Origin of the sequence: uncultured Christiangramia sp. (assembly GCF_913046405.1) — a bacterium.
In the GTDB taxonomy this organism is placed as follows: Bacteria; Bacteroidota; Bacteroidia; order Flavobacteriales; family Flavobacteriaceae; genus Christiangramia; species Christiangramia marina.
The window spans coordinates 1-12,364 of record NZ_CAJWRQ010000084.1 but is presented as its reverse complement, the minus strand read 5'-3'; the positions used below and the strand labels follow the sequence as shown (position 1 = coordinate 12,364).

General features: G+C 38.5%; 10 protein-coding genes. 2 read left to right on the top strand and 8 right to left on the bottom strand.

Annotated features, from left to right (window positions below; translation table 11 throughout):
- Positions 1–536 precede the first annotated feature (536 nt).
- The 8 genes from QZ620_RS10930 to QZ620_RS10895 all read right to left on the bottom strand — a co-directional run bounded on the left by QZ620_RS10930 (position 537) and on the right by QZ620_RS10895 (position 10,730).
- On the bottom strand, positions 537–923 hold the full coding sequence (locus QZ620_RS10930; protein ID WP_295181551.1) for a hypothetical protein: 387 nt from the start codon (positions 921–923) through the stop codon (positions 537–539).
- 218 nt (positions 924–1,141) lie between these two features.
- Positions 1,142–3,418 (bottom strand): DUF349 domain-containing protein, encoded by a 2,277-nt coding sequence (locus tag QZ620_RS10925; RefSeq protein ID WP_295181549.1) that lies wholly within the window; start codon positions 3,416–3,418, stop codon positions 1,142–1,144.
- Positions 3,419–3,533: 115 nt separating this feature from the next.
- Entirely contained in the window at positions 3,534–4,262 is a 729-nt protein-coding gene (locus tag QZ620_RS10920; RefSeq protein ID WP_295181547.1) for a shikimate dehydrogenase, read from the bottom strand.
- Positions 4,259–5,275: a DUF368 domain-containing protein gene (locus QZ620_RS10915; protein WP_295181546.1), complete on the bottom strand. Its 1,017-nt coding sequence runs from the start codon at positions 5,273–5,275 to the stop codon at positions 4,259–4,261. Before QZ620_RS10915 ends, QZ620_RS10920 begins: the two co-directional genes overlap by 4 nt.
- Positions 5,262–6,200: a DUF368 domain-containing protein gene (locus tag QZ620_RS10910; RefSeq protein WP_295181543.1), complete on the bottom strand. Its 939-nt coding sequence runs from the start codon at positions 6,198–6,200 to the stop codon at positions 5,262–5,264. Before QZ620_RS10910 ends, QZ620_RS10915 begins: the two co-directional genes overlap by 14 nt.
- Before the next feature lie 39 nt (positions 6,201–6,239).
- A complete protein-coding gene (locus QZ620_RS10905; protein ID WP_295181541.1) occupies positions 6,240–7,637 on the bottom strand; it encodes a tetratricopeptide repeat protein in 1,398 nt (465 codons plus the stop codon).
- Positions 7,638–7,725: 88 nt separating this feature from the next.
- On the bottom strand, positions 7,726–8,925 hold the full coding sequence (locus QZ620_RS10900; RefSeq protein WP_295181539.1) for an aspartate aminotransferase family protein: 1,200 nt from the start codon (positions 8,923–8,925) through the stop codon (positions 7,726–7,728).
- Entirely contained in the window at positions 8,922–10,730 is a 1,809-nt protein-coding gene (locus QZ620_RS10895; protein WP_366935458.1) for an OstA-like protein, read from the bottom strand. Before QZ620_RS10895 ends, QZ620_RS10900 begins: the two co-directional genes overlap by 4 nt.
- Positions 10,731–10,940: 210 nt before the next feature.
- On the opposite strand from QZ620_RS10895, the gene QZ620_RS10890 reads away from it, so the two are divergent.
- Positions 10,941–11,747: a ferritin-like domain-containing protein gene (locus QZ620_RS10890; protein WP_295181537.1), complete on the top strand. Its 807-nt coding sequence runs from the start codon at positions 10,941–10,943 to the stop codon at positions 11,745–11,747.
- A gap of 25 nt (positions 11,748–11,772) precedes the next feature.
- On the top strand, positions 11,773–12,364 hold a 592-nt coding region (locus QZ620_RS10885), incomplete at its 3' end, for a ferritin-like domain-containing protein (protein WP_295181535.1).

The following is a 12,364-nucleotide window of genomic DNA, read 5'->3' as shown; positions in this document are numbered from 1 at the left end:
CGTCCTCAATCAGTTCTTGACTATATACGAAGAAAGGGTTCAACTTTAGATAAAAATTAAACCCCTTTATTTAGAACTTACACACTTTACGGGATAGTGTCAGTTTTCAGAAATGAAAAACAAAGTTTATTAGAATTGATTCTTATCAAACTTTCAATTTTTCACGACCTTTTCAGATCACCTCATAATTATATTTAGTGTTGATTGCCTAGGGCTTTAGTAACAGCGCTGAAATCTCTGTGGCCGTTACGAGCAACTACTTCCGAAGAGATTAAAAAAATTTAGATAGCTATCCGTCAACTCTTAATGTAATTCAGAAAAGATAATAACTCTCTAAAATAGCGTAATAAACTTGAGGTAACGAGTCAAATTACGATACTCTTATACTTAGTAGTCTCATTTATTGGTGGTTAGCGGAATAAGGGACACGGATTTGTGGGCTTAGTATTGGTTTGTTGGTCAAGATAATTATTTTCTTACTTACGCTGCCGGCTATTGTCAATTATCCGATGTTGTTGAAAGTTTTATTTCACGGATTATTGATCTTTCCTATAAACTATGATTTTACCTTGGTTTTTTGTCATCAATGAGAAAATTCCATTTTCATCATAATTTATACCTTCTATGTAGGCACAGGAGGAAATTCCATTTTCATCTATTATTTTTAAAAAGAAATCTTTATCGGAGAGTTTCTCTCCATCACAGTCTTTAGTAATTTCATATTTGTCGGATGAGATTGATCCATTTTCAATAGATCTTTCTAAAGTTCCGTCTTTAAAAAAAGTTAATCTGTCTTCAGAACTGTTTTCTAGATGCCAAGAACCAATAATCTGTTTTGCTAACTCATCTTTTGACTGGTGATCTTGGGCGCAAGCAGTGTTTGTAATTAGTAATAATATAACAGCAATTTTAAGATATTTCAAAAGTAAGTTAGTATTGAATTAATAGTTAAATTTTTAGGTAAGATTGATAGGAGTCCGTTTTATAATTAAACCATCTTATTTTATATAATTATATAACGAATCGCACTAATAAGATTTACTTAACTCTGAACAACTACAGCCTGTAAACTTTTATCACGAAAAGTTCTTAAGCTTTTCCGATCATAAAGAATAATACAGGCTATAGTATTGAACTCTTCCTAATACAAGGTTTTAATTTTGGCAAGTTTTTCCTGCCATACTTCCAGGTCGGCTTTGTGCTGAGCGATATTCTTGTGCACATCCTGTACAAGTGGATTATCATCATCTACATTGCTGAAGAACTGTAAATTGTTCTCTAGTTGCCTGATCTCTGCCTTGGTCTCTTCGATCTTCTTGGTAAGAAAATAGTGTTCATTCCTGATCTTCTTGTCATCATCAGCGTCATCAAGGGCCTGGATCTTATTCTCGTACTTCATCATCTCTGCCTTGGTGTTGTCAACATCAAGCTTCTTAAAGAGTTGATCCAACGCTTTATTAAACTTTCCTTCTATAAATCTTTTATTATAAGGTACCCGACCCACTTCCTTCCAGGAGTTGATTTTATCCTTGATAGCGGCAAGGTTTTCCTTCTTAGTGCCATCTAGGTCCAAAGATTTTACTTCATCCAATATGGCTTTTTTCTTTTCGAAAGCTTCTACTTCATCCTTATTCTCTTCATTTTTCTGAGCGTGCATGCGATCAAAATAATGATTACAGGCTTTTTTAAACTGTTTCCAGACCTTATCACTATCCTTTCGGGGTACATGTCCAACCTTCTTCCAATCGTTCTGGATTTTCTTCATGAGCGGTGTGACCGTTTTAAAGTCATCACTATCCATATTGTCTTCTGCAATTTTAATAAGTTCTTTCTTTTGCTCGAGATTATCGTATTGCTGTTTCTTCAAGTTCTTGTAATACGCGTTTTTCTTTCGATTGAATTTACGTACATGCTCTTTGAACTCATTCCAGGTTTCCTGGTTCTTGTTTCTTGGAACTTTCCCAGCCTTGAAGAATTCTTCTCGCAGAGATTCGATCTGTTTGATACTTTGCTGCCATTTATTATGGCTATCAAAATCCTGTTCTGCAATTTCCTTGATCTTGATAATGATATCTCTTTTGTTCTCCCAGTTCTTCTCGTACTGTTCGTCCAGCTGAGAAAAATATGCCTGACGCTTGTCGTGAATTTGTTTTGTGGCAGCGCTAAATCGCTTCCAGATGTCTTCACGATACTCCTTCGCTACGGGACCAAGTTCTTCCTTCCACATTTTATGTAGCATCTGCAATTCCCTGAAAGAACGATTCGTATCTTTTTCCTGCGCTAATTCTTCAGCACGGTCTATAACCTTAAGTTTTTGCTCAAGATTATGTTTAAAATCCAGGTCTCTGAATTCCCGGTTTAAATGCAGAAAATCATAGAAATTTTCCACATGATGATGGTATGTGTTCCATACATTATTATAACGATCTCTTGGAATAGGTCCGGCGCTACGCCATTTATCCTGAATTTCCTTGAAATGATTATAAGTCGTATTGATATTTTCTTCAACTCCCAGAAGTCCCTTCAATTCCTCAATAAGCTCTAAGCGTATATTCAGGTTTTGATTGAGATCTTTCTTCAGGCGTTTATAATAATCATTCCGCTTCTCACGATAATCAAAATATGTTGAACTGAATTGTTTGTTGAGGGGAGTAGAGTAGTGGAAGTCAATTATATTCCCGCCTTCAGCAAGAAACTCTTCCTTTTTCTCTTCCATTTCTTCATCGAATTTGGCATTAAATTCGGTTCTGATCTCCTGCACATGTTCTTTGATCGCCTGGACCTTCTCGGTTTTCAGCAGTCTTTCCAGTTCCTCTACAAGAGCTTCCTTGCTCATGGAATGGTAATCCTTCTTCTCTATAGTGTGTCGTTCACCAGCACTTTCATCTTCACTTTCTTCAGCAACAGAGTTCTCCATGTCTTCCTCATGACTCCCGCTGCCTTTCTGATTCTCCCCAACAACTGCTTCACCAATATCACTATCAAGATCTTCATCCTGTTCTTCAGTATTTGCCGCCGTTTTCCTGTTTTCAGATTCTGAAACGATCGCATCTTCATGATCTGTAGATTCTGAAACTTTTCGAACAGATTTGTTTTCAGGTTCTACAGATTCATTGTTCTTCTTTACCGGATAAGTATCTCCGTCTCCTTCCATGGCCGTATACGGATCTTTATCTGGATCTGTCTTTTCTATTTTCTTTTGATCTGAAGTTGCCCTTCCTGAAGCAGATTCATGAACGATTGCATCTTCATGATCGGTCCCGTCATCACCTTTTCGTTCAGATTCCTGCTGAAGATTTTCAGAGTTATCGTTCGGGTCATTCAAAGAATGATCTGTGGAACCGGAGGTCTTTTTGGAGTCCTTTTCATGGTTCTCAGACATTTCATTTTTCTTGTTCTCATTTTCTGTAGTAGACATATCTTTCAATGTTAGGGTTCTTCAAAATCGAATTATTCTGAAAGATAACAACTCCACTAAAATTGGACAAGGGAATGATTCTATTTATAAACAGAATGAAGCATTAGGAGTCGAATTAAGAATTCCAGATGGACCAGCTTTTTTCAGCCTGAAGTTCCAACATTCTATAACCATTTAAGGTTTTTGCGCCACGTTCAGAAGCTAGCTTCATGAGCCTGGTTTCTTCCGGATTATAGATAAGATCAAAGATGATATGTTGGCTGGAAATACCTTCAAGAGGAATATCAGGATAACGTTCGGTTTCAGGAGAAGTGCCTAGAGGTGTTGTGTTTATTACCAGCTTGTTATGACTAATTAATTCAATGCTTAGTTCACTATATGATAGCGTGTTTTCCGAAGAATTTCTGGAGATAAACTGGTAGGGAACTGACAGTTTGTCAAGAGCATAAGCGACGGCTTTTGAAGCTCCTCCGGTTCCCAGAATAAGAGCAGAGTTATGGAAACTTTCCAAGTGATTTTCGAGTGATTTCTTGAAGCCAAAATGGTCTGTATTATAACCGGTGAGCTCACCGTTCTTTGAAATTTTGATAGTATTCACAGCGCCTATTTTTTGCGCTTCAGAGTCAAGATGATCTAGAAATGGAATTACTTTTTCCTTGTAGGGAATGGTTACATTCAATCCGGAAACTTGCGTAGTTTTGAAAATTTCGGGAAATTGATTAATGCTTTCAAGATCAAAATTGATATACCTGGCATCGATATTTTTATTGCTGAATTTCTTGCTGAAGTAGTTTCTGGAAAAAGAATAATCTATGTCTTTTCCAACGAGTCCAAAAGTTCTCATTTTTCCGAAGTAATTTTTTCGTACCAGGCGAGTCCAAGTACAATGCTAATTCCTATTCCTATACAAAAGATTGCCGCGAAAGTTTCTACCTGATCGAATTGTGGCCAGTATCGATCGTAATTGTCGATCACCTTATTTCCGTTCCTATCAATAAGAACTTTACCCTGTTCACCAATTTTATAAACTTTCTCCTTCCATGGCCATACAACTCCAAGGGAGCCTGTGATAAAACCAATGATGACTGCAAAAGTTTCTTTTTTTCTAGTCTTCAGTACATATCCAAGCAAATGAGATAATGAAACCAGTCCGGCCAGAGACCCGATGGCGAAGACGGCCAGTACTTTGAGCATTTGAATTCTTTCCGCATTTCCAGTCCAGGAGAAGTCCATCAATAGAATGTCTGCCATCGTATCATAGAGCGCATTAACAGAGTCTACCAGCAACAGGACATAATTCCCCACCAGAATCAAAATAAAGCTGCCTGAGAGACCCGGAAGGGTCATGCCCGACACACTTATCATTCCGCAGATAAATACAAACCAGAGATTGTCGTTTTCTCTTGCAGGTTCCAGGAAACTAATGGCTATTCCGGCAATGATCCCGAGTACTGCAAATACAATGGAATTACGATCCCAGTCTTCAAAGTCCTTACTAATGTAATAAATAGAGCCAATGATCATTCCGAAGAAAGCCGACCACACGTATAGTTCGTAGTGTATAATGAGATAATCCAGAATCTTGGAAACACTAAAATAGCTAATGAGCATCCCAAGAATTAACAGGAATAAAAATTTCCCGTTGATATAATGATAAAGGCTTCTGAATCTACCAGAGATCAAAAGCTTAAAGGCTTTGAAGTTTACTTTTTGTAATGAATAGATGAACTCTTCATAGAATCCGGCAACAAAGGCAACAACGCCACCAGACACGCCAGGAACTTTGTTCGCAGCGCCCATAGCCAGACCTTTTAGAATCAGCAGGAACTTATCTGTGAAGGTCCTAGTCTGCTGCATTGGCATTTTCAGGTTTATTACCGGCAAGCATTTCCAGACCTAAAATGAGGAAGAACCCGGCCAGCATAAGTGCGACAGACCAAAATGTTTGTGGATCTCCGTCGAAGTTCCATGGTAATACTGAAGCTTCCTTAAGAACAACCTTTTTTTCACCATACATCGCGGTTTCCAGAGTTTCTTTCCACGGCCAGATCTTGTTCAGTGAACCAGCAATAAAGCCGGTAAGAACCGCAAGGGTAATACTACTATAGTGAACGAAAAGCCATTTCAGGATCTTTGAAAATGTAAGCAATCCAAAAACTGCTCCAACACCTACAATACCTATTGTCTTTAGATCAAAATCATGAGCTGCTTCTGTGATAGACTTATAAGCACCTAGCAATACCAGAATAAAAGCGCCTGAAATTCCCGGAAGGATCATTGCACATACGGCAAGTGCTCCGGCAAAAAATAAAAACAAATAGGAATTACTGGCGGAAAGTGGTGGCAGGCTAACGATATAGAATGCAACTGCAGCACCAATGACCAGTGCTAAAACGATCTTCCAGGTCCACTTTGGGATTTGTTTACCTACAAACCAAATACTGGCAACCACAAGGCCGAAGAAAAAGGACCAGATTAGAACCGGATGATTCTCGAGCAAGTAATTTGCAACACGCATCACACTAAATATGCTAACGAGAATACCTGCAAAAAGAGCTACGATAAAATTACCATTCAGCTGTTCCCACATGGCCTTAAAGCCGTTTGCTTTCCAGGTAGAAAGCAACCCAAGATTCACTCCACTAATGGTGGTGATCAACTCTTCATATATACCTGAAATAAATGCGATAGTACCGCCGGAGACTCCGGGAACAACATCTGCGGCTCCCATAGCCATTCCTTTAAGGCTTATCTTTAGATAGTCCACTAAACTGCGTTGCATCTTAGAATTTTATGATTTTGCTCAAAGGTAGCAAAATTACTAAGAGAGCTTTACGAAGGAATTTATAATTTGTTTGATGCTTTTTCGCTCGAAAATATTCGGGAAAAGTTCTTCTATGATGATGTAATATTCTGAGTCGGTTTTCAAGGCATTATTCAAATGAAAATAACCCTTGTCACCATTATTTGTATTGAAATATAAACCGGCAAGACGATATTCGACTTCCGCAGTACCCGGGTAAAATTCCAGAGCCTGCATCATGCTGGAAATTGCAGTTTCATATTCTCCCAGTCCAATCAGGATATCACATCTTCTAATCCAGGTTTCTAATTCGTAATTCCCCAACTCAAGACTTTTTTTATAGCCTTGCTCAGCCTCCTCCGGGAAATTCAGTCTACTGTTGATCTTTGCGTAACGCTTCCAGTAAAGAACATTTTCCTCGTCTATATTGATCGCTTTATTAATATAATATAAAGCCTTTGGGAAGTTTAGTTTTTTGATATAGAAGTCAGTAATCGCGATCCAGCCTTTATCGAGTAAAGGATCCTCATGCACGGTTTGCTCGTAATTTTTGATCGCGAAATCATCACAACCAAGTTTTTCAAAACATTTACCAATTCTTAAATATGCGAATGATGTAGGATCATCGAGTTCCAGAGTAATATTATAGTTTTCGATGGCCTCATTGTAACGCTTTAATTTCTCAAGAACCTTTCCTTTTTCCAGGTAGGCTCCCACGAACCTGTCATCACTAATAATGGCAAAATCAAAAGCTGCCAGTGCTTTAGTGTAGTTCTTCAGGTCAAAATACTGCTTTCCAACCTGGTGCCAGGCTACTTCGCAATACGGGTGCTTGTCCAGATATAGATTCAGGTAATCAATAGCCTCCTCTTTCTGTTCAAGAAAATCGAAGCAATACATGATGTTATAAAGTGCGGAGTAATCTTCATCATCTGCCTCAAGGCATTTCATAAAGCTATATTTCGCATTTTCAAAATCTTCGAGAAACAGATATTCCATCCCGATGAGCGAAAATATTTCTGCATCTTCAAGCGTGATCTCCAAAGCTGCTTCCAGCATGGTAATTGCTTCAGCATGCATATCTCGCTTAGAATAGATCTGAGCCTTTTGAATGTAGATCTCTTCGTTGGAAGATTCCAGATTTTTCAGTTCATTAAGTATGCTGTCTGCAAGATCCAGTTTATCTTCAAAAACAAGGATCTCAACTTTGTATAATCTTAGATTTACTGAAGTAGGATGCTGGGCGAGACCCAATTTCACCGCTTTTTTAGCAAGAGCTATCTTGCCATTCTCTATGTAATGGTTGATGATATTCTCAAATTCGTTCGAATCGAAAAAAAGAACGTCATTGGTCTTTAGCATGGATTCGAAGCGATCAAGAGAGAAATTATCTTCTTCGTTATGGCTCAATTGCATAAGAGAGTGATTATGGGATTTCTACTGTTATTAAAGTTAAAAAGGAATAAGGGCAATAGGTACGCCCGCTTGCATTGTTGTTAACAAATTAATTAACAGCTTCAATATTGCTATTTAACTCTTCCAGTATGTCAACAATAATGCCACATCCTTTCAAAATTTCTTCAGAAGATATTGTCAGGGGCGGAGTGATCCTTACGGCTCGCTTTTCGAACAATAACCAGAATAAGATCAATTGTTCATCTTTAGCTCTAAGCACCAGCTGGTCTGCAATTTCGGCAGACTTTAATATAATTGCCAGCATTAAGCCTCTCCCTCTAACTTTTTCAATGAGCGGATGTTGTAAATGTTTTCTGAAGAGCTTTTCCTTTTGTAGTGTTTCAGAAATAAGGTTTGTGCTAAGGAGTTCTTTTAAAGTAGCAAGTGCTGCTGAAGCAATTAAAGGATTGCCACCAAATGTTGTGATATGTCCAAGTTTTGGATTGTCCATAAGTAGATCCATGACCTCTTCTGAAGCTGTGAAGGCTCCAATTGGCAATCCTCCGCCCATTCCTTTTCCCATTACCAGGATATCAGGAACAAGTCCGAAATTTTCGAATCCAAATAATTTACCGGTCCTTCCAAAACCAGGTTGTATCTCATCAAGAATAAGTAATGCGCCTACTTCTTCACAACGTTTTTTTACTTTCAGAAGATAATCATCTACAGGCTGAATAAATCCGGCTCCACCCTGGATTGTCTCCAGAATTACGCATGCTGTATGTTCGTTGATATTTGAAAGGTCATCCGTGGAGTTGAATTCTATAAATGAAACATCTCCTATCAAAGGTTTAAAAACCTTTACCCTTTCTTCAAAATCCATCAGACTTAAGGAGCCCATCGTATTACCATGATAGGCGTGCCTTGCAGCAATGATCCCTGTTCTTCCAGTAGCCCTTCTGGCCAGTTTCAGTGCACCTTCGATCGCCTCAGTTCCGCTATTTACGAGATAGGTTTTAGATAGCGAACCAGGTAAATTTTTAGCAAGCAATTTACTAAGCTCTACCGCCGGAGCCTGTGCATATTCGCCATAAACCATTACATGCAGATACTTTTCAGCCTGCTCTTTGATAGCATTTACCACTGCAGGATGCGAGTGACCAAGAGTACAGGCAGATACGCCAGCAACGAAATCAAGGTATTCTTTGCTATCACTTGTCTTTATATAACTACCAGTGGCACTTTCTACTTCTAATGCCAGTGGGTGAGGAGTGGTTTGAGCCTGAAACTTTAAAAAATCTTCCTTCATTCCTGGTTGCCAGTTAGAGTGTCCTTAACAGGTTTTGCAATTGGTTCAATAGCGTCCTTAAGTGAATCCTGAACCTTTTCGTTTTTATACTTCAGAGAATCTTTAGCTCTATTCTTTAGAATTTCTGGTTTGAGTCTGGAATTTTGATCCAGTAGGAGGTCGTCCTTCTCGCGTTCTTCAAAAAATTCCTCAGGAGCTTCAGGCATTTCGATACCTTTGATCTTGGTAAGTTCTGGTACAGGTTTTCCTTCAAACAATCCTTCTTTCGAAATAATTCTTTCATCACCGCGCCAGTTAAAACCAGCTAAGGTTCTTTGGTTTTGAGGAACTTCATCTTCTGGAGGCATTTTACCCTGAACAGCATTTAAATAATCTATGAATTCGATCTGCTGATCCTGAAACAGGATACGTATATAACTGGCAAGAGTCTTATTGATCGATATAAGTGCGCCTTCATCGTTTCTCAAATAATTGAGAGTTTCAGTGTTCTTATCAATAATAACTTCCCGTAGTTGATTATCTTCAAAATATCCTGTGAGAATCTTTCCTTTCAACTGGTTGTATCCTTCTATGGTATCCTTCTGAATTAAAAAAGCATTGTCAAATACCAGCAGACTATCCAGTTGTTCAGTTTCAGGATTGGATTGAAGGTGAATGCTATCACCACTCATTTGATTGAGCCCCGACCATAAAACAGGTTTTTTATCACCAAAACGACCAAGATTGATCAATTTTGAAAGTCCGCTTTGTTGATCTGAGTATATTGAATCACTACGCCCGCTCATTGGATTTTCACCGGTTTGATCTTCTTTTAGAATTCGAACGTCATAGAAACCACGAATAATTCTATGTTCAGGTTTCCCAGTGATCATAATGGTATCACTATGGATAAACAGGGTGTCTCTTTCCTGTAAGCTTGCGGCAAGTGCTCTTTTGGTTATAAAAACAGAATCTTTATCCCTATAAACTTCAGCATAATGACCGGTTACTTTGCTTTGGTTTATAGTGTCGATGACCTGTATATTATTTGTGGCAGATGCAAAACTGGATTCACGATCGAAATACAGACTGTCCCCCTTCAGGACTCGATTTTCATAATCTATCCTCGAGTTTTTAACGAAATAACCATTATCTGCTCTGGTATCATAAAATCCGCGTTCGCAGTAAACCGTGCTGGTTTCACTTTTGATCGTTGAAGGTCCATATAGGTAAGCGTAACCACTCTCAGAATAAAAATCAAGTTGTTCAGAGTTTATAGTATATTCCGGGTTAGTGACTACTACTTCATCAACAAAACTGTATTTGTTTTGTTCCATGTAATAGCGGCCAATCCTACTGGTAAGTACACTCGCAGTATCCCGAACCTTACCACCACTTCTGTAATATGCTTCCTGTTTTAGTCTGTCGAAGAACAAACTGTCGGTTTCAAGGGTGGTTTGAGGTCTTTTCATTAATACTTTTCCGCTGGCAAAGGCAAATTCGGTATCACCATTATATTCGGCATAGTTGCTGGTCATACTTACACTGTCACCTTGCTGCATTCTAATATTACCATAAGCCTTGAAGAAATTGGCTTCTTTATAAAAAACTGCATTATCGCACCATACTTCAATTCCATCGTGATCAAAATATACCTGGTTATCGATTTTACTCAATATAAGAGCCCCAGGATACCTGGCTTCATTTTTTAAAGTTCTATCAGATTCATAGTTGATTTCCTGACTATTTTGTGCCATTCCTACCTGAAAGAAGATCACACAAAGAAGTACGCTAAAGATGTTTCGCAATGCAGATATTTTTTTCAAAAGTACTCAAAATTTATATGCCCTTAATTTTATACATAAACGTGGTGTGGTAAGATCAGGTATGCTAATTTGTCTTAAAATAAAATCTTGATTTTATCAAATTTCTTAAAGCTTTCAAAATTTTAAGGCTTTTAAGACAACCTTAACGATTGGATTAAAACTGAATTGCCTTTCCCTTCGTAAGTTTCCATAGAAACTAAAATTTTAATCATGAAAAAACCCTTAGTGAAGGTAGATGTAGTTGATGCATCACCGAAAAATTCGAACAAGAATTCGCGTAGGAAGTTCATTAAATTAGGTGGTCTAGGTATAGCCGGTTCCAGCTTTTTATTGTACGGATGTAGCGATGATGATTTATTTAACCCAGGCGGAGATGTAGGAGGACCAGATCCAGTGGATCCGGATCCAACAGAGCCACCAGTAGATGCAGTATTTGATCTAGGAAGCGGAGATTTGGGTATTCTTAATTACGCATATGCTTTAGAGCAATTGGAAGCTGCATTTTATACTGCTGTAAGAGGTGGTGACTATTATGCAGGCGCTCCACAAGAAGAAAAAGATCTAATGGATGATCTTTACAACCATGAAGTTATACACAGAGAATTTTTTAGAACAGCTATAGCCGCAGCAACCGTTGATACTCCGGAGGCAATGTTGCCGGATTTGGAATTTGATTTAAGTTCTGTTGATTTGTCTAGTAGAGATCAGGTACTAGCAACTGCAATGGCACTTGAGGATACTGGAGTCGGAGCATACAATGGTGCTGGAGATCGTATTGCTGATCCTGCTTACCTATTATTAGCTGGTAAAATTGTATCAGTAGAGGCTAGACACGCGTCTGCTATTAGATCATTAATTAATCCAGACTCTGCAGATTTCGCAGGTGATGACGTTATTACTACAGATACAGGTTTAGATCTTGCTTACGATCCAGCAGAAGTATTTGACATTGCAGGTGGATTTATTGTAACTGATTTCACAGCTAATGAGCTGCCTGAACCAATGACTGGAGCGTAATCTATTAAAATCTAAAAAAAACATTATGAGTATAATAAAATTATTAGATGAATTTTCATCTGAAAAATTAACTACCAAATCAAGTTCGAGGCGAGAAATGTTCTCTACTCTTGGTTCATTTGGAAAAAAGGCTGCTATGGCTGCTGTACCTTTTGGATTAGCGAGCACTAAGGCTAACGCAATGTTTCAGGATAGCGGTAATGCTGCAGTAGACGCTTTACAATTGGCTTTAACATTAGAGTATTTAGAAGCTGAATTTTACAGATTAGCTCTTGATTCTGGAGTTCTTCCATCTGGAAGACCAGAAACTGTATACATGCAGATTTATAAGCACGAGGATGCACACGTAGAATTTTTAAAGGCTGGATTAGAAGGTGCAGGAGCAACTCCGGTATCTATGCCTAATTTTGACTTTACTGCTGGTGGCGCTTTTGACCCATTTAACGATAATGGAATTGGTCAGGACACTGCCTATGCGCAATTATTAGCTTTAGCTCAGGCTTTCGAAGATACTGGGGTAAGAGCATATAAAGGACAGGCTGCTAATCTTATGGGAACAGCATTCTTAGAACCAGCGCTTCAAATTCACTCTGTAGAGGCTCGTCATGCTTCTGAAA